Below are 22,723 nucleotides of genomic sequence, written 5' to 3' on the forward strand. Positions count from 1 at the left end.
ATTACACATTAACCTTTTTTGTTTTTTTTGAAGTTAGGGAATTGATATAGTCAGTCACTGACTGACCAATTTCATTGTGCCTCACGGCATATGATATATTAGCCTTCATATAACCAGCTTTATTACCACAGTCGTGGGACTGCCCTGTCATATGAAATGCATCAACTATCTCTTGCTCAATCAACATGGCAATCGCATCGGTCAACTGGATCTCATTACCAGCTCCGGGAAGCGTCTTTTTGAGCAAAGGCCAGATATTATTGCTCAACACATAACGGCCAACGACGGCCAGGTTGCTGGGGGCTTCATCAATATCCGGTTTTTCAACCAAGCCAGTAATGGGTGCGGATTGACCAGGCTGCAACTTGACCTGATTGCAATCGGCTATCCCATATTTATCGGTATCGGTCAGTGGCACTGGCTCAACCATTACCTGGCTTTGTCCAGTCAACTTGTAACGCACCAACATGGCAGCCAAATTTTCGGTGTGTTGATCGGCAGTATATTCGTCCAGAATCACATCAGGCAAAACAACGGCGAACGGTTCATCACCAATGACCGGATAGGCACACAAAATGGCATGGCCTAATCCTTTGGCTTCTCCTTGACGCACATGCATGATGGTCACATCTTTCGGACAAATATTCTGTATCTCGTCAAGCAGCTTTCGTTTAACGCGAGACTCGAGGGTCGCCTCCAGTTCAAAAGAAGTATCAAAATGGTTTTCGATAGCATTTTTTGAGGAGTGAGTCACCAGAACAATCTCTTTTATTCCGGCAGCCACACACTCGTTTACCACATATTGGATAAGCGGCTTATCCACGATCGGTAACATCTCTTTCGGAATAGCCTTGGTGGCAGGCAACATTCGGGTACCCAGTCCGGCTACAGGTATGACAGCCTTTCGTACCAAAAAATTTTCATTAGGCATGTAATATCTCGTGCAGGTTATAGTTATCAGTTTGCCAAAGAATAAGCATATAGTTTCGCATTATTGGCTAGCTCAGCTCGTTTCTTTTCTTTATTAATCAGTAATGTTATTGCATCAACCCAGCGTTTGGGGTCGTTCTCCAACAGAATGCCGTTGATGTTTTGTTCGATAAAATCGTTATAGGGAGCGCAATTGCTATATACACCCACAGCGCCCATTCTGACAAAGTCATAAAATTTTACAGGACCACGTGCCAAATTAAAATCAGAGTCAAGCAGCGGCGCCAATCCGATATCCAACTGATGGGTCTTGGTATACGCAAGATAATTTTGCCAACTCATTGGATGCAGCACTGAAACTCTTGGCAGGTCGCGATAATATTTATAGATATCATGCTCGCCAAAAATTTCAAAGCTGGCACTAGGGCAGGCTTCCAATACCCCCTCGACGATTTGCCGCAGCCAGTACTTCTCTTCCCGATGAGAGCTTGAACCATGATAAGCTATTCTCACTGGTTTTCTTTTTTCAAGAAGTAATGGCGATGGTTTTGCGGAAACTATTTCCGGGTTAAGGTGGGAATATTTTTTAGCCAAATAAGCTGTAGATACCCAGATATCATCACAGTGCTGCGTGATCCATCGATGTTGAGCTGCCGAGCGCCTTATTATCTTGCTGCGATACTCTTTCGGTAACGTAGATAGAGCCGTCGGGTCAAAAAGGTCGTCATCCATGAAATAAACTATTCGGGAGCATCTGTCGATATATCTTTCTATATGCTGTTGCCACTTCGGAGAGATAAATCGAATAATGACAAGAGCAGATCCTTCCGGAATAGGGATTTCAGGGGAAACAAGAATGTCAACGCATTGACATCTTGCATCAGGAAATCGACTGGCAATAGCCGATTCAAAATAGGCCAATGTAGGGGATTTCCCTTCATGTAATATAAACAATCGCTCACTGTCAATTTCAGAGCTTTGCTGGCTGCCATAACTCTGTTTATTGAGTTTAAGATAGGGCTTGAATAGTTTCCTGCGAATTAATTCATCCATGGCAACACCATATTAGGAGCTCTGCTTAGAGAGAAATCAGGACGTTCATAACTCAAGTTAGGGTTATAGGCAGGATCGTGTTTCAGCACACCATCCCATCGCGTTCTCATATATCGCAACTCAGATTTTGCTCGTCTCTGCTGTTGTATTGATACATCTTTACCGCGGGAAATAGACTCATGATGATACAGTTCAGCAAAAGGCGTCCAGACTACTCGCCAGCCGGCCTCTCGCACTCTGAGGCAATAATCGACGTCATTAAACGCTATCGGCAAATTCGTTTCATCAAGTCCACCGAGCGCAATATATAAATCTTTATGAGTCAATAAACAGGCCGCCGTCACAGCTGACAGCTCTTGAGCACTGACAGCCCGCCGCTGGTATCCGGGATCGTTTGCGGACAAACCATTATGAAGGTGATCTGCACAACCGCCAGGTCCGACAGCATCGCCGGCATGCTGGATCAAACCATTTCCGTAATAGAGCTTTGCACCGACGACGCCCACACCAGGACGCAATAAATGGGAAACCATTTCATCCAGCCAGTCAGCGCTGATCACCTCGGTATCATTATTCAGCAAGCAGACCAGGTCACCACGTGCTTTGCTTACCGCCAGGTTATTGATGGCTGAATAGTTAAACGGATGATCATAAGAAATCACCCTGACGCCATAAACCTGTTCGATATGGGCAAGGTAAGCAAGGGTCTCCTCGTCGTCGCTCTGATTATCCATCACCATAACATCCATATTGGTGTAATGGGTTTTGTTGATCAGGCTTTCAATACAGGGGCGTAAATGAGCAAGACCATTTCGGGTGGGGATAATCACAGAGACCAATGGCAATTGCGTTGGCAATGGCCAGTGCCAACGACATATCCCATGAGGTGCAGCCCCAATGCTCACTCCTGATGGCAGTAAATTCTCTTTCTCTTTCAGTGAGTCATAATCATTTGAAAGCAACGCACTTGCAGGCAGATGCATCATCAATGACGGAATATGGGCAATCTGGTTTGGCTCACACTGTTGTGCCAACTGTAGCCACCACTGATAGCATGCCGCCGCATCAAAGGGGATTTGGCTTGCGCCTTGTTCACGCCACAAGCCACACCAGCCAATATAGTTTTGGCTCTGCAGCAGTGTTTCATTCCAGTCAGGTTTAAAGTTGGGAGAGTGACGTTTGCCTCTCTCGTCAAGCAGGTCATGGTCCCCGTATAGCCATAAACAATCCGGATCCTGGCGTAACTGATGGGCCACCCAGAATAGGGCGCTGGGGGACACCAGGGCACCCGCAGGCAACGCCCACTGCCACTCGTCGCCAGGCTGACTGGGGATATCTGAGGATGCGCCATGCTCCTGCAGCCTGATGTGACTTGCCGGATAACAGAGTGCCTGGATGCTATCCAGGGTCTGCTGGCGGCTCTGGTCACTCTTTTCGCCAACAAGATGAAAACAGACACGTGGCAATGAGTCCCAACGTGCCAACAGGCCTTCAATCAGCTTGTACTCGGCGGGTTCCAAGGTATGGAAGTTTGCTAGCCACTCTTCATAGCTATCGAGCGGCTTGTCGTCACGTACTCTACCGACAAGTTGGTAAGCCTGCTGCAGATCCGTGAGCCACAAATGCCATGAGAGGCCCAACCTTTTACGTCTGGAGTTCGACAGGCGTCGATAAAAGGGCAAGACCCGGCGCAATCGACGCCAGAGACTCTCAATAGGAGAGACACAACGAAGCTCGCTAATCTCTACATGGCAATCCGCGCCTTTGCTGCTGGCCAGCAAAGAGAGATGGCAGGCTCCCGAGGGCAGATAGACCAGCTCCTGCAAGGTGCCACGGCGAGTGACCGGCAACACTTGTTCGTGCCATCTCCCCTGCCCGCACTGCCAGCACAGACGAGTCTCCCCTCGTGGTTGGCTCGCCACGATTGTCCCCCGGAGCAGGAGCCAGCCAGAGTGGCACGAAAAAGCGTCAGGCAATGCCAGAGGTTGCCAATGACCATCGTTATACATATATAAATTCACAACCTGAGGGGGACATTGAAAGAGTCCGCCACATCAGTGGCAGACCATGGATAATAGAATTAAAAAGTAACAGCAGTTATTTAATCAGCTTTTTGAGACTAGTCGCTAACCAGGAGTTATTGGACTCCTTCCTCTCTGCAGGCAAGGCGGCTAATTGTTCACTCAGTTTTATCATTTCGGCCTTTACTTGGGGAGCCAATGCCGCGGCCAGCAGACATTGCTCGTCATTGCGATCATGCGCCTCAAAATAAGCCTTATGTTTGACTCGATTGGCAGTTGCAGCACTGCCTCGCAGGTACTTGCCGAGCAAAAACTCTTCCAATGATTTGACGGCATAGTGATTGACTCGCACTCCATGCCAGAGTACCTCTGCACTGACGCCATAACCATGTTTGGGATGCAATACTAAGTCGCTACCTTGTACATCGATATAACGGCCATAACGCAGGTCGGCATAATGGGGATTAAAAAAACGCTCGGCACGTGCAGGCCTCACAATGCTTTTAAAATTATGATTGACATTAAAAGTACGTGGTGCGCGTTTGATAAAACGCTCTATCACTAACCCTTCATTGGCAAATATTTCGCCACTCGAACCAAAATTCGCCCAGTTCAAAGCAACAGCACTGACACTCTCATCGGTAAACCAGCGTGAAAATGTGGCAGTTAATTGTTCTTGCTCCAAAGGCTGCAAAAATTCGTCAGCATCGATAAATGCCAAGAGATCGACATCACGTGGACAGATACGTAGTATTCTTTCATAAGCTGGTAGTTGTGGTTTTTGTGAGCCAACAGTAGGGAAATCTAAAACAGTGACAAATCCGAGCTTGGCCAAACCACCAAGCAGCTCACGTGTCCCATCATTGCTACCATTGTCAGCAATGATAAAACCGCTTACACCAAGCATGCGATGATAGGCAATCCACTCTAATAACGCATCCAGTTCATTTTTGACAATTGCGGCAATAAATAATTTCAAAATAAGCGCTCAGTGAAAAAATTAAAATTTAAGCTGGGGACGACATCGTCAGCTTCTAAATATATTAATCAGAGCCAAAAAGATCTCGTGTATACACCTTGTTATCAACATCAGCTAAGTCAGTAGCCATTCGATTACATAAAATAATATCACTAATAGATTTAAAATAAGTTAAATCCTGGACTACAGGATAGTCCAAGTAATGTTCGTCATTGATGGTTGGTTCAAAGACCACGACCTCGATGCCTTTTGCTCTGATTCGCTTCATGATGCCCAAAATGGCAGATGAGCGAAAGTTATCTGACCCGGCCTTCATCACCAAACGATGGATGCCCACTACCTTGGGGTTGCGGCGAATAATGCTGTCGGCAATAAAGTCTTTGCGGGTGGTATTGGCATCGACAATGGCGCGGATCAGGTTGTTGGGCACCTTGTTATAGTTGGCAAGCAACTGCTTGGTATCTTTGGGCAGGCAATAACCACCATAACCAAAAGAGGGATTGTTGTAGTGACTACCGATACGGGGATCAAGGCCAATCCCTTCAATAATCTGGCGACTATCAAGACCGTGAGACTGGGCATAGGTATCCAGCTCGTTGAAATAGGCCACCCGCATCGCCAGATAGGTGTTGGCAAACAGCTTGATAGCCTCAGCTTCCGCACTGCCCGTCAGCAATACAGGAATATCCGGCTTGATGGCCCCCTCTTGCAACAGGTCGGCAAAACGTTGGGCCCGCTCGCTGCACTCACCCACCACAATGCGAGAGGGATGCAGGTTGTCATATACTGCCTTGCCCTCGCGTAAGAACTCCGGGGAGAAGATCAGATTCTCGGTACCCAACTCACGACGCATCCGCTCGGTAAAGCCTACCGGAATGGTGGACTTGATCACCATTAATGCTTCTGGGTTGATGGCCATCACATCACGGATCACTGCCTCAACCGTGCTGGTATTGAAGTTGTTGGTATCAGGATCATAGTCGGTTGGGGTAGCGATAATAACAACATCGGCAAACACATATGCTTCATACTTATTGACTGTAGCTTTAAGCTTTAGTTTTTTAGTAGATAAATAGACCTCAAGTTCAGGGTCATATATAGGTGATTTGTGCTCATTAATCAATGAAACCTTATCACTGGAAATGTCCAGCATCATGACATTGTTATGTTGAGACAAAACGACTGCGTTTGCTAAACCAACATAACCAATGCCAACGATGGCAATATTTTTCTCAATCACTTTAGGTGTATTACATGGTTGCATTGGTGTTATACCATAATTGCTCTAGATATACGGTGATTGGAATTTTTTAAGAACACCTCAATGAAGTCAGGTGCGTCTGAAAAGCTTTTAGAATGTATACTAAAACCTGCACGAGAATTAATTCCACGGCTTTCCATATCAGCTCTTTCAAATCGACTAACAGTTACATCATTATTATTTTTTATGCTGAACGCAGATATATCAATGTAATTTTTCGGATGGTTTCTGTCATATACCCAGCCATATATAACACCATCTACAATTCTTTCAACATTAAAGTGAATAAATTGCGGTTGCAATAACATGCCTGAGTTATTGAGATGCTCCTTTGTGTGATGCTCTACCGCATATACACGGGTACTATTAACTAATATCGGCATATATATATTTAGCGGCAAGCTAAATGCACTGTAACCATCTCTCTTTCCTGCAGACTTCAAATCACCTCTAAATTTGTCGCTCAAGATTTTATAATGCGGAAGTGATTTATCCTTAAAATAAATATGAACGGTTGCTGCTTCTTTAAGTTCTTTATTGATACACCAACCAAAGAGGTTTTCTCCATCATATCTATCAAGATATCCCTCTATATGTACAGGACTATATTTTTCTTGCGGATAAACCTTAGTAGTGAGCTCATCGTAAATACTCTTCAACGAGACAATCTCTGACATTTCAAGATGTTCAATACCAAAGCGATAAATACTTTCCTCGATCAACTTCAATAATTTTTCACACTCCCCAGGTAGAAAAACTATATCGAGAAAACGCTTGGCAGAACGATAATGAAGATGTTTCTCCAAGGCCAGAGAGAAACACTTTTTCGATAATTCTTGATCTGTAAGAATATTTGACACAGCAATGCAATATAATACGGTATGATGCAAGCCGTCCATACCCTCTAATTTTAGAGGTTCTCGACAGACACCATCAACATTTTCTGGATAAAATAACTGGTGTAGTATTTCATATTGAGCTGAAGGTAAATGGAATGGTTTAAAGATTTTTTCTACATGTTTTACTGCTAAATTTGTGTCTTCAACAAATACTCGGAGTGCCATTTTACTTGCTAGAATGGCCGTCAAGGTATGGTTGCAACCCCATAAGTGTCTGCATGTTGCATTATTTGATGTTCTTAATCTCTGGTGGGTTAGTATGTCACTAATCATACTGTCACCATGTAAGATGACTTTCTCAATGTTAGAGTTTATTATTCTATCTTCAAATTGATTATAAATAGCTACATGTTGATTTCGATACTCTTTCGCTAAAAAAGACTCTGAGTAAAGTGGTATGCTTGGACCTAAAGCTAGAATTTTATTTACATTCAAAAGTGTTCCATAAAGGAGGGCGCCATAGCCCCCCATAGAACAGCCTAGAGTTATTACCTGTATATTTTCACCGGGTAACTCCTGTAGGATTTCATTAATATGATGGATGGTTTCTTCTAGACTGTCACCCAGACCATGAATACCTTGATGATAATATTCTTCAGCAGTGGTATTCAAATATATCTGGTGATAATCGTTATGTGAAAAACTCCGAATATAATTGAATTTTCCTTTAGGGGTATTAAAGCCAGAAAAACAAATAACACACAGATTGCTATTACTAACAACCTTTACTTTACAGTAATCACCAATATCTTTTTCAGCTATCAATTGTCCCATCATTGAACCTTAATATTGTAATAGTTTTTTATAATTGATGGATATTGTACGCCAGTTGACCGCTGCTCTGCAACAAGGGTGGATAGATGGGTTTTCAGCGTATTAAAGATAGACGCATAATCATCATTTAATGGTATTTGCAATACAGATCTCATTGAATCCGAGCGCTCCATTACAGCACCTAACTTGAATGTAGCAATAGGTAGATCACTCGCCACAGCCTCTGTAAATGTATAACTGAATGTTTCTGGCCAGATGCTGGATAAGAAAATTATATCAACCTCATTTTCTTTTAATAAAGTGTCAATACGCTCTCGATCATACTTCCCTGTTATTTTTACAAAGTCAAATTGCTCAAAATAACTATCATCAGATGTATATCCAATGACCGTGATTTTAGCCTTTTCACCATTTTCTTGAATATAACGAGCAAGACCTTTTATGATCTCCACTCCCTTGTGCGGACCAATTGCCCCGATAAATCCTATATTTATTTCTGCATTAGCCCGATGATTTACTGTCGAAAAAATAAGGGGTTCAGGATGATATTTATACTCTATATTTTTAAGCGGTATAAAACTTTTTATTCTCTGCATTGTATCATTAGATGGCGTATATACTTTACGTGCTTTTGACAAGTGCATGCTATGGAAGCCACGCCAATCTTGTACATTATATCCAATATCTTCTAACTTTAATTTTGAAGAGGCATGAACACCTAATTGTCTGATACAACGATTACAGTCATCCGTTGTTGGATTACCGCAGAATTTGTCATGATGACTGACCATATTTGCTCTAGGACAGACTGTATAGTAATCGTGAAGTGTCACATCATATTTACAGCCAAGTGAACCAGGAATGCTCCAAACATCTGTAGGGAATTGCAGTGTATGATGATAATGAACATGCCATACACCAATTTCTTTTAGAAAATCAATAAAGAGATCTTTTTCATTTTCAATGAAATAATCGGAAAATACACCAACTTGCTCAAGAGACAAACGCCACATTCCATTTTCTCGGCATGTTAGCATTATTACTGGATAATCTTCTTTATTTAGCAATTTCTCCATCTCATCAGTCGCAACTTTTGTTCCGCCACCAATTACGAGAGAAATAAAGAGAACAGGCTTTTTACTATATCTAGCTAGCTCAATCTTTATTATTTTTTCTGCTAGCTCTTGCCGTAAAACCCTTACAGGATCATTTTTAACGAATTTGGCGACAAGTTCAGGATAGTCTGGATATATCCCGTTCAGTTTTTCTAGATTTTTTGCAATGAATTCAGAAGCGCTACTGGCGAAAGAAACAGAACCTAAATGATGAACAAAAGTCTTATTGGTTACAACATGCTTCCAACCAAGCTTGGATGCTCTCAAAGAGAAATCATTTTCCTCAGCATATCCTTTCCCCCACTTCTGATGATCAAAATATCCTACATCATTCAATACTTCTCGCTTGATGAACATGCAGTAACCATGTGCGGTAGGTAATTCTTGAGCTGGAGCAGTATTGGTTGAACATATGGCAGCTAATTTACTAACGTCATAATTATAAGGAATAGAGTTATCTATGCAAAACTCAGGGAAACTACATATAGTTGCATTGTTAGATATAGGTGTAACTGTGCCGACAATCTTAGAATCATCCATATTGTACGCTTCAGTTATAATTGCATCCAACCATCCATCTGCTACGATAGTATCTGAATTCAAAAGTATTACATCATGCTCTTCCGCTATGATCATACCTCGGTTGACAGTACCTACAAAACCAAGATTAACATCATTTTTATATATTTCTACATTTTTAAAATTTTGGAAGCAGGATAGTTCCTGTTCCATATCCTCATCAGGGCTGCAATCATTTATTACTATCAACCTGTAAGGCACATTATTATTCGCAGAAATTACACTGTTTATACAGTTAACCGTCTCTTGTACACCTTTGTATACGGGAACAATAACTGCAATCGCATTACTTTTTCGGTCGGTGTGAGTATGATTACTGCTAATCATTGGAACATCGCTGTTAGCTCGACATTGATCAATGAGTGCAGGAATTATTGAATGGACAACCTGATAGGTTGATTTTGAAAGAGACGCATAACCTTCTTTACGTAAAAAAGATTGAAGCTCTGTTAAACTTTTAACTTTCGAAGAAAAAGAAGAAAATTTAGTCAATGGAGCTAATGTATACTGTTTATCATAATTTAGCTCAACACATACATCACATTCATCAGCTTCAGATATCTCAAAGGCATTGATATAGAACCCATGCTGAAAATTAGTTATACCGATGACAGAAAGATCTGTTCTGGGTAGGTTTGCTGATACGGTATGACTAATTCCATTAATAATAACATTCAGAGAAAAGGAAATATCTTGATTATTTTTATCTACAATCCATCCGGCACAAACACCATTCTCAAAAATATCAATAGAAAAGGCGACATCAGGAGTGTTCAATTTTTTTGGAGAGTTTTTTAGCTCATAATGACCAAGTTCTGAGCGGATGGATATAGTACAGTCATGGCCATAATTTTGGACAATTTCTTGTAAGTTTAGTTTTTCAGAGAAGCCCGCAAATCCCTCATTTATTTCAGCTAAAGCAAGGTCTTCCCTGTAAGCCCCACTGGAGAAGTTTTTATATTTTACATTGTTGATATATAGCGATAATGTTACAGGTTTTTTCTTATCTCTATCAATAGCCCATCCATGAACATATTGACCATCAATGACATCAAAATGCCCTTTTATTTCGCTTTCCTGCAATGTAACTGCATTAAAAATATTTTTTATTTTTCTACCCGCTTTTTTCATTCTGCCCCGTACCATGGAATATACTCACCCTCTTATTATGTTGTTATGAAAATATATAAATATTTAAATTGAATTTGAAAAACACATTAATATATCTAGAATAGTAATATTATATTTAGCTCCATTATATTTTAGTCTTGATGCTCACGTAAGGTTGCAAGTCCCATCACGATCAGACCATAGAAGAGGCAAAGCAGTACACCCACGGTAGCAAGGTTATAAAGGCGACGCGGATATTCGGCATCTTCCGCCAGTGTAGGCTGAGTGATCACCAACAGGTGCTTCAACTTGCGATACGCTTCAACCCTGGCTTGCTCCAGGCTGATAAGACCGGTTTTATAGAGATCTGCCGCCAGGGTTGCCTGGGTTTGCACATCCAGATAGCCGGCGGTGATTTCATTCATGGCGTCCTTGTCCTGACCGGTCAACTTGGCTCGTTCCTGCTCAAGTTGCCTGGTCAAGGCATCAACCCGGCTCTGTACCGAGACAACGGCGGGAGCGGAATCCTTCATATAGCTGCGCAGTTGTTTCAGCTCGGCCTGTTGGCGCACCAGTTCGCCTTCAATCTGGCTGACCACCCCCAAGCGTGCGCTACTGGTCGACTCTGGGCTGATAAGTTGATGGCTGTTTTGAAAGGCCAGCACCTTGGCTTTTTCATCTTGCAACCGTTGATAAGCCCGATCGACTTCCTTTTCGACAAAGGCAAGTTGATCGAGAGCCACCTGATGCCCCAACTTGTTGATAAAGCGTTCTGACTCTTTAAGCATCAAGGCCACAACCTGTTGGCCATATTGGGGATCAAATGTCTGCAACTCGATGGTAAGTACACCGGACAACTCATCAAGATGTAATCCCAGATGCTGGCGATAGTACTTGATGAAATCCTCTCGACTGACATCATCAGACAAGCGTGAAAAATAATCTGCCGCACCACTTTGATAGTGTGATTTGAGGGCGAGCTCTTTATCCAGCTTGGCTAACATATCCCATGACTTAAGATAATCCTGGATTAACAATACATCTTGATGATTGCTGCCACCAATCCCCAACATTGACAGCGCATCGGGTAACATCTTGATTTGATCAGCTTGCTTGATGATCAACTCGGCACGACTGACATAACGGTCAGATGCCATAAAACCAAAATAGACTGTCGCGATCGCAAAGCAAAGTACCACCCACAAGAAGCTACCTAATTTGAGACTACTTTGCCAAGAACGATGAGCAATCTGATAACCGCTGGAGTCAATAAAAAACTGTTTCGGCTCTTTACTTAACTTGCGCAACTTGCGCACAAAGCGTGAGGACTTTTCTGATTTGATAAGTTGAGTCATGTTGAATTTGGCTTATTATAGATTCTGATAGATACGGATGGCATCGTCGATATTGTCAAATACTTCCAGTCTGCTATTACGCAACAGAATACCCATATCGCACTGCTGACGAAGGTTTTTCATATCGTGCGACACCATGATAAGACTGGCTGTTTCGCGTTTTTGATTAAACACATCAATACATTTCTGTTTAAAGCGCGCATCGCCTACCGAGGTGATCTCATCCGTCAGATAAATATCAAAATCAAAGGCCATACTGACGGCGAAATTGAATTTTGACTTCATACCACTGGAATAGGTTTTGATGGGTAACTCATAGTGCTGACCGATCTCTGAGAACTCCTTCACCCACTCTTCAACCGTCTTGGTATCCCGTACACCATGAATACGACAGACAAAGCGCGTATTCTCTCGTCCGGTCATACTGCCTTGAAATCCACCACTTAATGCTAACGGCCAGGATACACGACAAAGACGACTAATTTTTCCCTTGCTAGGCATATCCATTCCACCTAGAAGACGAAGCAGTGTTGATTTACCTGCCCCATTTATACCAAGAATACCGATGTTACGATCTCTTGGCAGCTCAATACTGACGTCGCGCAGTACATAGTTGCGGCCAAACTTTGTTGGATAGTACTTGGTTACATTATCAAGAATGATCATTTTTGATTCACGTTAACTTGCGATCAACCGACGATGCCCAAGGCGATAACAACTCATAGCAAACGTCAGCAAAATTAGAGTGATACTAGAGAGATATGCGGCACTTACACTCGTGCTGTTATAGCCCGAGATCCAACCACTACGGATCAGTTCGAGAGCATGCACAAGTGGATTCCATAAAAACCAATATTGATACTGAGTCGGTATGCTCATTAGGGGATACATGACACACGAGACAAACATAAGAGGCATCATTAATAGGTTTAAAAATTTATCCGCCTCTTGAAATAAGCTACATATAATGCAGAAGATGATGCCAAGAGAAAATGAGAAAACCATTAATAGAAAATAGATAAAAATTACTTGTAAAGGATCTGCCGGAATGGCATCAAAACCGAACCAAAGTAGTCCCATAACAAGAATGATACCAACCATCATGCCCACCATAGCCTCAAGTATAAAACGGGCAACAAATGTGGAAAAGGGAGTGACTTGTCGATAGCAGAACAGTCCCATGTTGGCGTTGACTGCGGATTGTAATTTGCTCACCACATTCTTGAAAAATAGAAAAGGCAAGTAGCCGGCAGTGATAAACAGAGGTGCGGGGGCTCCGCCAAAGCCGCTGTGGTTGCGAAGACCGAAAATCAGACTGAATGCACTAATCATTAGCAAGGGGTCAATAAGGGCCCAAGCATAACCCAGCCGATAATTACCAAAACGGGTTTTAAGCTCGCGAATAAGCAGGCCAAAGACAACATCTCGCAACACCTGCAGGGATGTGCGCGGCGTTTGATTAAGTATCGGTTTATTCATTATTTCGCTTTACCCATAGCAGACTCGCCCGTTGGCGAGTCTGCTTTTTCTCATCAAGAAGCGGCTTACTTAATTGCTACGTTAGCAGCCACGGCGATCTGATAGATAATTTGAGTAATATCCTTGACCGATTGCATGGTTTTGCTGTCGACCTTGGGCAACACCAGGATCTGATCACCGGGCTGGACACTCCCCTTATCTTTAAACTCCACCAACCCGTTGGCATGTACGATTGCGATGCGCTGATCATTGGCCCGTTCGGTGAATCCGCCCGCCCAAGCCACATAGTCATCGAGAGTCGCATTGGTGTTGTAGACCACGGCTTGCGGCATCAAGACTTCCCCACCGACCTGGATCAGATCCGTTCTGTTGGGAATGACAATCTGGTCACCCTGTTCCAGCTGAATGTTCGCAACAATCCCTTTATCTGCGACCACTACTTTGCCAAGAGGCTGGATTTTTCTGGCCTTTTCGACAAAGCGCATCACCAGTTCGGCCTCTTTGGCACGAATCGTGGCTTCCCCATCCGAACTTGCAGGTGCGGTGAACACACTGCGTTCCAGTCGGTTGAGCGACTCATCCAGCATCTCTTTTTGCCGCGCCGCCACACTCTTGCGCATCAGATAGATAGATTGGTAATCGGCAAGCTGAGGATCAATAGGGATGTGGTTGAGCAGGTCGTGCAACTTGGTCTGCTTGCGCACAGTAAAGTAAGAGGGACCCATATAGCTGCCAGAGACCTGCACATCATATACCTGTGCATGCATGTCATCGTTGAACAGCACTTTGTCACCATCTTTGAGCTGGATATTGGCAAAGTCTTTATATGGCAGATAGACAGAGAAGGGGCCATTGGCACGATCGCCAATCACACCGACGTGACTTACTTTGGCCAACGGCAGCGCATAGTTGATGAGTTCCGCCCCCAGGGTGTTGCGCTGGGTCAGTTCAAAGCGGAATGGATTACGGACCTTGCCCGCCACATTGATCATCGGACCTTGCGGTTCAACCAAAATAACGTCCTGATCCTTGAAGGAGAGAATGGGCATTTTGCCCTGGCGCATAAATTCATAGAGGTCGACCTGCTGGATCACCCGATTCTGACGCAGCACCTTGATCTGGCGGTAGCTGCCCCGCTCCGAGTCAATCCCGCCTGCACGTTTGAGGAAATAGAGCACGCTGTCTGACGATTGACCGGCATATTGACCCGGGCGGATCACCGGGCCGGTGACATAGACACTCACAGGTGTAGTGGTCAGCAGATTGACGTAAACATTGACATTGTTGGTGAAGACATCGCCAATGCGGCTGGTTACCAGCCCGTTAACCTGACTGGCCGGCACATTCTTGACATTGATGGGGCCCACATCAGGGATGAAGATATTACCCTGATTATCCACCGTCACCACGTTGGAAAAGTTGACGGCTCCCCAGATCCAGATATTGAGTTTGTCGCCTGCGGCTATCAGATAGTTGTCATTCAAGCCGTCACTGCGTTCGGTTTCATAGCCTCCGGCAAACAGGTTGGCACCGTAAGGAGGCGGCAATCCGGCCTCGGCTTGCGGCAACAATTTGCGTACATCAGCTTCCCCTGGCAACAACATTCCTTGCCGGTTCTGTTGGGCAAAGGTGCCGGTGGTGGAATCTGTATTGGCTTGACCACCTTGTGCAGAGTGCAGGCCTTTGTTGTTTGCCAGTTGATAGCCAAAGGTTTGACCATCTGATTGGGCCAGATTGGGGGCACTGGCAGAGAGTACGGGGAAAGATGCAGTGATCAACCACAACATCAAACTCAAACGGCTACTTTTAATCTTCAAAACCTAACCCTTTCGCGTTGTTACCCGGCAAACAAATTGCCCAAAGATGCCTGATCCAATTGAGGAACCTGGTACCACTGCTCAGCACTCTTGCAAGCTGCACTGCGTTGCTGGTGCCCTTGCTGCTGACTGTACATCAGCTCGACACACTCACGCCCAAGCGCCGAGACATAACGCTTCCCGAGCGTAAATGTGGTGTCGTGATGGGTGAACGCCGAGCCCTGAGGCAGCGTATTGAGCGCCTGTTGTACAGCGCTTGGCATAACTGGCTGTGCATTCATATCAACCGGGTTAACCAATGGACGAGATGCCTCGACCTGCTTAGGTTGATATGCGCAGCCACCGAGCTGAATGGCGAAGATGACCGCCAGAAACGGAGTGACATTGTTCATGTATCAAGATTTTCCATTAGTTCATATTGCGAGATGCGCAATAGTGTTCCGTAAATGCTTGGAGGAAGCGAGCTTTTGAGGAAATGAAACAAGAGAGGCAATCGCATTTCGCGCCGTTAGACCGAGATGACGCTCCGATTGGCAAGTTGAATTTGCCGCATACGATGCCTGTGTACGGGAGGCTTGGCTTAACTTGCGGCAAGGAGCGCGAAGAAAAGCAAAGAGCAAGCAACGAACCCATGGAACCCATGGTTTCCATGAAAATATGCATGGCTACCGCACGACAATTGCCACTAAAGTGAATAGACATAGCTACCGCACGGCAATGACATCTTCCCGGACAAAAAACATGCAAACTGACTGAGAAAAATAAAACGGGGGGGGTAATAGCGAGCACTGCCAGTTAAAAAACCAACAGCGTAGATTGCGCAGTAAACATCCAACCCGTGCACTGAACGTCATTGTGTGACGTATATCATGCTTATTTTATTTTTGGGGGATACTATCAACCAGTCACGATTGAGTCAACACTTAATAAATCCTGCCCCCAGAAACCATGTTATATGATGCATCAAGTAACTTACTGTTTTTACATTGATTTTCAATCATCAAACCATGGATGATAGCTTGGGTTGAATTATTAAAGGCGTGGTGGCGAGAAAATATACAATTTAGAGAGTGCTTATTTATGCTCTAGCTACATCACTTTATCTATAGTTAATCTATTTTTGCGACCACCATATCTTGCTAAAAAAGAGGAAATGATGTATGCAACCTCTATTTCGTGATAGTAATACCTACTAAATACCTTTCAGACATACCAAGTACTCAAACCAACAGTTTAATCAAATTAAACGCATTGGTCCGACCTCATCTTCTCACGAAACAAGATTGCTCGATTAACGAACAAAACATCCGCGCCATATAGAAACCAAGCACGCTAGACCATTAATTAGCCAACATACATTTTTTTAGTTTTCTGTCACGAATTGACAATGCTCTTGAACGTTGTCTATGCCTTAGATGTGTCCGGTTGAATCGGTACCACAGGGTCACAACGGCATAGGAGGGGGCATGGACGCTAACACTCTTTCAAGGATCTGCATGCTGGCAACACTGATCACCAGCCCGGCTGTGATGGCCAATGACAATATCGTGGCATTACAGCTTGGCAAAGCCTTCAGCAAGGAAAAGCTCGACATCAAAATCGCCGACGCCAAGTTCCATCACATGTTCTGGCAATGGGGCGACTCAGGCTGTCAATTTGGGCTGGGGGGACGTGGCGGTATGCTGAAAGTCGGGGGCGAAAGCACCGCCAGACTGGGGGGCGGTGCACGCATGGAGTGCCGCTGGAACAATTGGACAGGCTGGATCCCTGCCGATGTAGTGTGGCTCGACCAGCATCAGTTTGGTCAGCGTGGCAATGGCTTCAAAGATTATGGCGGCCCTGTCCAGTTTACCTTTGGCATCGGGATTGGTTATTCAATCAGCAGAAATTGGCTGATCGGCTATCAGTATGAACACATGTCCAACGCTGATCGGTACGACAAGAACCCAGGGCTGGACAGCCATAATCTCCACATCGAGTATCGGTTTTAGCCAGACAGATTCGACCGTTACCTCTGCCGCTCCCTCCACAATGCGATACGAAAAAGCCTTCATTCCCGGGAAGGCTTGAGCGTGCTGAAGACCCCCTCTTTTTCAAAAGAAGGGGTCTTTTTTAGCTCGGGGCCATGGGGATGCTCACTGCCTGACCAGTGACCATAGTGGTCATCGTCGCCCCGAACCAGGCATCGGAGGCGGCGAGATCGCAGCTAAAGCCACTCGGGTGAGAGGGGGGCCGGATACGGGCATTTGCACCCGACATGCCCTGCATTTTGGCGAGGCGGCTGGAGCCAAGCCCGATGGTAGAGATGAAAGGGGGGTACCCCGACACAGCCGGTGACCGGTTGTGCTGGCGTAAACCGCAAACGGGACTTTTCTGCTTCACCAGCCAATGCCATTTGCTAAAACGGGCCCACGGCGGCCCTCGCCAAGAGCCGCAATCAGCACCAGGTGATAACAGGTGCCAGTAAGGGGGTGAGCCACTGATGGAGGGAGCGGTTACTCCAGCAGGAAAACGGCTTCGATGTTATCGCTTACCGTAATCAGCTGCTGTTGATAGCTGTTGTCTGCCATATCCGGTACGGGAGCCGCCATCGCCATAGCCTGCCCCACCTTCAGATTGCGGCTGTAGGCGGTGATGGGCGAAGCGTTGCGGTACTCCACACTGTACACCTTGCCAAGCTTCATCCCGAATGCCTTGGCCAGAGACTCAGCCTTGGTTTTGGCATCCTCCACGGCATTCAAACGGGCTTTCTCCTTGATAACCTGCGGCGATTTTAGCCCGTATTCAATGCGGGAGACGGACTCCAGCCCGGCTTTGAGGGCGGTATCCATCAAGGGGCTCAGCTTATCGAGCTGATAGAGTTTGACAGCCAATTGGCGCTGGGCACGGTATCCCAGCAATACCGGCTTCTTGTTATCGCCATACTGATATTCCGGTGAGACCATCAAGTTGCCAGCCTCAACATCGCTGCGCTTGATCCCCAACCCTTCCAGCTGGCTGAAGAAGGCTGCGACCTTGGTATCAACCTGCTGCTTGGCCTTGAGGCCCTGCTTATCCAGTGCACTTACCGCCACATTGAGAGTGAGCATATCGGGTTCGGTCTTTTGCTCGGCATAACCGCTCACCACCAGATGGGGCGCTTGCGGTACTTCAATCGCTAGCAGCGGAGCACTGACAACCAGAGCGGAAAGAGTAAGAAGGGGACGCCACATAGAAAAAACCTCAATCGGAAAGATTGAGGTCATTATGCCCGTGCGGCTACGGGATTCATATATCGTGCAAGGGGGGGAGCTGATCCAGTATCTGATTGGTCAGGTCAAGACTTATGGTGACCATGCTGCCAGGCTCCTGACTCTGGTTTGCCAGATCCAACGCAGGAGCCGCGTCACAGACCAATACCTCATCATCGAAATGGAACGAGTCCCACGACAGAACGTGTCCTTGCGTAACCTGTCCGCTATCGTTACCACCACTCAGCTCCTCCATCGCAGACCAAGGAATGGTATCAGATGGTCCCAGCAAATCGTGCAGCAACGGGGAGTGAAAACTCGCCAGCGGATACTCCTGCTGCCCATGCTCATGACCAACCAGGATCACGTTATGGGCTGACTCGGTATCCATGACGGGTACATAGGTGATAGAGGCCGCAGCAAAGTCAACATAGAGCGAGCCCGCGACATCACCGGCCTCATTCTCAATCTCCATCCCATCCAGCCGATCACCCGCGATCGAGGCCTGATAGCCAAACTGACCTGCACAGGTAATGTTCCCCTGCCCATCCCAGCTATAACGGATGCCATCAATGTCGATCCAGTTGAATGACTGCATGATTACCCCTCTCCTTTACTGCCGCCATCTTATCCATCCCCTTGGGGAAAAAACAGGGGCCAGGCAAGCCCGGCCCCGAAACAGCGTTACGGATCAACCTTCAAATTGCCATCCTCAAGCAGTTTGTTGATGATGTCCTGATTACTACCCAGGGTTGTCAGGTCAATCCCATCAAACAGAATGGTTTGATGCACCTCTACACCATTGGTGGCACCATTCGTATCGATGGTGAGGACCGTCTGTCCATTGACTGCGTCATAGCTGAAATTAAGGTATGGCTGCAGTGCGCTTGCATCCGCACTGGCACCGACCAGCAGATCCGACAGGTCCAGCACATCTCCACCACTGAGCGGTGCACCCAGGGTGAAATCCGTGATGGTATCGGTACTGCCGTCCGCATCACCCGCCAGCCACTTGAAGGTGTCGCTGCCGGCCCCACCGGTCATGGTATCGTTCCCCAGACCACCAATCAGGATGTCATTGCCAAGCCCACCAATCAGAATGTCGTTTCCTGAGCCACCGTGCAGGTAATCATCTCCATCCCCCCCATCGAGAATGTCATTGCCTTCCTGACCGAAGAGGATGTCATTGCCACTGCCCCCATACAGAGTGTCATTGCCGCCACTGCGACCACTCTCCTGACTCAGCTCGGTAAGATGGGTTCGGATGTAATCCACCGTCTGTGCTCGCGTCCAGCCATGATTGGTCTCCAGGGTTTCAAAGACCAGCCAACCGGAGCCCGCAGGCAGATTCAAGCCAAGCTGAATAGCCAGCGCATCGGTATTGAGCACATCTCCAAACAGGATGTCATTGCCTGCCCCGCCTTCGAGTACGTCATTGCCTGCGCCCAGCAGCACTGTGATTTGATCCCCCTCGGTCAGTGCTGCCGTCAGCTGCTCGGCACTGGTCACAATCTGGGCCTCCCCAATCGGGGCGTTGAATCCCTGCTCAATCCGGATATTGTCTATCCGCACCTCTGCAGTCCGGTTGTTGGAGCTGTCGAGCAGTTCGAATACAAACCCGTATTGCCCGGCCGCCAGCCCATTGGTGGTAATGGTGCTATAAGCTGTGGTGCCTGAAGTACTGATACCAGTGACGGTGCCGCTTTGCAGGGGATTGGCCAGATCCCAGACCCCGCCATCCAGTCTCACCAATTTCCATGTGAAACTGTCGCTCCCATTGACAGAACTCAATGCGTACTGGAACTGCAGGCTTGCCCCCGCTTGCGCGGCCGAGATCTGGATAGCATTGGCCACGGCCAGTGCCAGCACAGTACGGTCCGTATCGGCATTTGTGCGATCCTCACGGATCTGCAGGTAACCCCCTGTTACTGTATGTGTTCCTTGTGCATCACCACTGCGTACCCATCCAGAGGCCGCATTGATGCCAGTGCCTCCAGAACCAAAGGTGGCAAGGTCAAGGAAGCTGCCGGCCGAGTAGAACTGCGAGCCAGTCTCTGTTGTGTTGTCAAAGAATTTGAGCAGCTCCTGATTGACGCTGTTGGTCACCCCGATAGCATTAACCTGACTGATACTGCTCAGCGCTGCAAACGCATCGACAGACTCCTTGACCACAGTGTAGGTGGTACTGTTGCCCGGTCCTGCTACCTGATTGCTGTCGTTGAGGTAGTAAGTCGGGTTGCCATCCGTGACGAAGAAGGTCAGGTTTTGATAGCCGGGATCTGCCTTGCTGCCATTGTTGAACCACTGCACCGCCTGATTGAACGCGGCCTCATAGTTGGTGCCACCATTGGCAACCAGATCATTAATGGCACCGATCAGGGTGTTCACATTGCTGGCATCCAATCCCACTATGGTCACACGCTCGCTGGCATTGGTGGCAAAGCTGATCAAGGTGACATTGATCTCACCGTCATGATCCTTGAGCTGATTGGCCAGATGGGTCAGGGATGCTTGGAGCATGCTCAGGCGGGCACCAGCCATACTGCCGGATACATCCACAACCAAGGCTATATTGTAATTTTCACCCGGGATAAAGTTAGTGGCGGTGCCACCCACATCCCCGACCAGAATATCGTGCCCGGTACCACCCGCCACGACACCATCCACACTGCCAGTGGGATTAGGCACCTTGTGATCATCCCCGGTCGTGGGTGTCCCGGTGCTGTCTGGGGTATCCGAGGTATTGCTGCCAACCACCAGAATGTTTGAGGCGACAGGGGGTTCATTACTCTTGACTGAGACTGTGAAGTTGGCGCTGGCCTGATCGCCATCCCCATCGGTCAAGGTTGCACTGAAATTGAGATCTATATCGGGAGGTGTCACCCTGTCGATCACTGCGAACTCCTCAATGCGCACCGAGTTGTTACCATCCAGCACAAAACGTATATCCAGCTGACTGAACTCACCACTAGACTCGATAGTGGCCATCTGCATGGCACTCTTGAGCCCGGACAGAACAAGTTCGCCCGAGTCAACCACTGTGACACCATCTGCTGCATAGGCTACCCACTGGATGGTGCTGGTATTGGTATTGCCGACCCCGTAGACATTGAAGGAGAGACCATCGACTGCCGCAGAGGTGGTCACTCTAAATCCTTCATTGTGATCCAGGTTGCCATTCTTGATCCCGAAACCATTACTGTTCGGATTAAGATCATCCAGATCACTGCCCGGCAGATTCTGGGGGTTGTTCACATTGCTATTAAACAGCAAGCCATCAAACAGGATGTCAATCCCGCCCGCAGTCACCCCGATAGTCTCGACCGGTCCACCGGCACCAAACTGTGCTCCAATCGCAAGGGTTTGTGTTGGCTGAGGGGTAACCAGATTGAAGCTATAGGTATCGTCCTCATTGAGAGTCAGGGTATAGAACACTTTAGGTGGCAGCCCACTGCCATCAATGGTGGCCACCAGAGTCTTGCCATCTGCGGACAAGGTCTCGGTGATCCCGGCCAAATCGGGCCATCCGGTCAATTTCAATCCACCGGTAGCCAGAGGACCATCTGCACCAAACGAGACGCCAAACAGACCACCGGTGGTGATGCCAGCTACATTCATCACCTCCAGACTTTCGATGCCGGTGATCACGGGCATATCGTCTTCAATCACCACATTAACCTGCTTGGTATCACTCAAGTCACCATCGCTGACCGACAAGTTGAAGGTAAATGTCTTCAATCCTTCCTGATTGTCGCCAAACTCATGATCAATGGGGCCCAGCAAATCAACCGTGTATTTGCCCGTCGGATCCACCGATACCTGGATGACCGGGCTCCCCCCCACGGAGCCAATCAGGAGCGCAGAGCCCATACCGCTCCACACCACAGGCTGCCCACCAGAGCTCAAGCTGGATGGTGCCGAGAGCGTAAAGGTAAAGGCGCTGCTATCGATATCCGTCACACTGGCCGTAGCACTGGCTGATGTGCTGTCTGTGGTATCGTCCGGATAGGGTGAATTATCCGGGTTGGCCCACGCTAATCCCTCTTCAGAGATACGCAGATCCGAGACAGACAGCATGGGCGCATCGTTGGTCGCATTGATGGTCACGGTGAAGGCCTGAT

At 46.7% G+C, this 22,723-nt stretch carries 17 protein-coding genes; 1 reads left to right on the forward strand and 16 read right to left on the reverse strand.

The window, feature by feature from the left end; translation table 11 throughout:
• Position 1: 1 nt before the first annotated feature.
• The 12 genes from galU to BN1117_RS02800 form a co-directional block, all read right to left on the reverse strand.
• Positions 2–931: a UTP--glucose-1-phosphate uridylyltransferase GalU gene (gene galU, locus BN1117_RS02750; RefSeq protein WP_040094734.1), complete on the reverse strand. Its 930-nt coding sequence runs from the start codon at positions 929–931 to the stop codon at positions 2–4.
• 26 nt (positions 932–957) lie between these two features.
• Positions 958–1,983, reverse strand: a complete 1,026-nt coding sequence (locus BN1117_RS02755; protein WP_040094735.1) for a glycosyltransferase family protein — start codon at positions 1,981–1,983, stop codon at positions 958–960.
• Positions 1,971–3,836, reverse strand: a complete 1,866-nt coding sequence (locus tag BN1117_RS02760; RefSeq protein ID WP_244463501.1) for a glycosyltransferase family 2 protein — start codon at positions 3,834–3,836, stop codon at positions 1,971–1,973. The genes BN1117_RS02755 and BN1117_RS02760 overlap by 13 nt, the downstream gene beginning before the upstream one ends.
• A gap of 244 nt (positions 3,837–4,080) precedes the next feature.
• Positions 4,081–4,983 carry a glycosyltransferase family 2 protein gene (locus tag BN1117_RS02765; RefSeq protein WP_005361368.1) on the reverse strand — a complete coding sequence of 301 codons (903 nt, stop codon included), beginning with the start codon at positions 4,981–4,983 and terminating at the stop codon, positions 4,081–4,083.
• 64 nt (positions 4,984–5,047) lie between these two features.
• Positions 5,048–6,247 carry a nucleotide sugar dehydrogenase gene (locus tag BN1117_RS02770; protein WP_052441398.1) on the reverse strand — a complete coding sequence of 400 codons (1,200 nt, stop codon included), beginning with the start codon at positions 6,245–6,247 and terminating at the stop codon, positions 5,048–5,050.
• 5 nt (positions 6,248–6,252) lie between these two features.
• Positions 6,253–7,917, reverse strand: coding sequence for a hypothetical protein (locus BN1117_RS19315; RefSeq protein ID WP_156129848.1), 1,665 nt, complete (start codon positions 7,915–7,917; stop codon positions 6,253–6,255).
• Positions 7,917–10,742, reverse strand: coding sequence for a glycosyltransferase (locus tag BN1117_RS18855; protein ID WP_167334806.1), 2,826 nt, complete (start codon positions 10,740–10,742; stop codon positions 7,917–7,919). Before BN1117_RS18855 ends, BN1117_RS19315 begins: the two co-directional genes overlap by 1 nt.
• A 131-nt stretch (positions 10,743–10,873) precedes the next feature.
• A complete protein-coding gene (locus tag BN1117_RS02780) occupies positions 10,874–12,076 on the reverse strand; it encodes a sugar transporter (protein ID WP_040094738.1) in 1,203 nt (400 codons plus the stop codon).
• 15 nt (positions 12,077–12,091) lie between these two features.
• Positions 12,092–12,742, reverse strand: a complete 651-nt coding sequence (locus BN1117_RS02785; RefSeq protein WP_040094739.1) for an ABC transporter ATP-binding protein — start codon at positions 12,740–12,742, stop codon at positions 12,092–12,094.
• A gap of 12 nt (positions 12,743–12,754) precedes the next feature.
• Positions 12,755–13,555, reverse strand: a complete 801-nt coding sequence (locus BN1117_RS02790; RefSeq protein WP_040094740.1) for an ABC transporter permease — start codon at positions 13,553–13,555, stop codon at positions 12,755–12,757.
• A 65-nt stretch (positions 13,556–13,620) separates the two neighbouring features.
• Entirely contained in the window at positions 13,621–15,342 is a 1,722-nt protein-coding gene (locus BN1117_RS02795; protein ID WP_040094741.1) for a polysaccharide biosynthesis/export family protein, read from the reverse strand.
• Between the two features lie 50 nt (positions 15,343–15,392).
• Positions 15,393–15,764 (reverse strand): hypothetical protein, encoded by a 372-nt coding sequence (locus tag BN1117_RS02800; RefSeq protein WP_040094742.1) that lies wholly within the window; start codon positions 15,762–15,764, stop codon positions 15,393–15,395.
• A gap of 1,074 nt (positions 15,765–16,838) precedes the next feature.
• Here BN1117_RS02800 and BN1117_RS02810 point away from each other — a divergent pair.
• Complete coding sequence (locus tag BN1117_RS02810) at positions 16,839–17,363, forward strand: acyloxyacyl hydrolase (RefSeq protein ID WP_040094744.1); 525 nt, start codon at positions 16,839–16,841, stop codon at positions 17,361–17,363.
• Positions 17,364–17,484: 121 nt separating this feature from the next.
• On the opposite strand, the gene BN1117_RS19320 is transcribed toward BN1117_RS02810, so the two are convergent.
• From BN1117_RS19320 to BN1117_RS02825, 4 genes are all read right to left on the reverse strand, one after another.
• On the reverse strand, positions 17,485–17,700 hold the full coding sequence (locus BN1117_RS19320; RefSeq protein ID WP_167334807.1) for a hypothetical protein: 216 nt from the start codon (positions 17,698–17,700) through the stop codon (positions 17,485–17,487).
• A gap of 167 nt (positions 17,701–17,867) precedes the next feature.
• On the reverse strand, positions 17,868–18,584 hold the full coding sequence (locus BN1117_RS02815) for an SIMPL domain-containing protein (protein WP_040094745.1): 717 nt from the start codon (positions 18,582–18,584) through the stop codon (positions 17,868–17,870).
• A gap of 55 nt (positions 18,585–18,639) precedes the next feature.
• Positions 18,640–19,200 (reverse strand): hypothetical protein, encoded by a 561-nt coding sequence (locus tag BN1117_RS02820; RefSeq protein WP_040094746.1) that lies wholly within the window; start codon positions 19,198–19,200, stop codon positions 18,640–18,642.
• Between the two features lie 86 nt (positions 19,201–19,286).
• Positions 19,287–22,723, reverse strand: a 3,437-nt coding sequence (locus BN1117_RS02825; protein WP_040094747.1) for a type I secretion C-terminal target domain-containing protein, incomplete at its 5' end; no start/stop codon positions are given.

The sequence above is a fragment of the Aeromonas australiensis genome (assembly GCF_000819725.1).
GTDB lineage: Bacteria > Pseudomonadota > Gammaproteobacteria > Enterobacterales > Aeromonadaceae > Aeromonas > Aeromonas australiensis.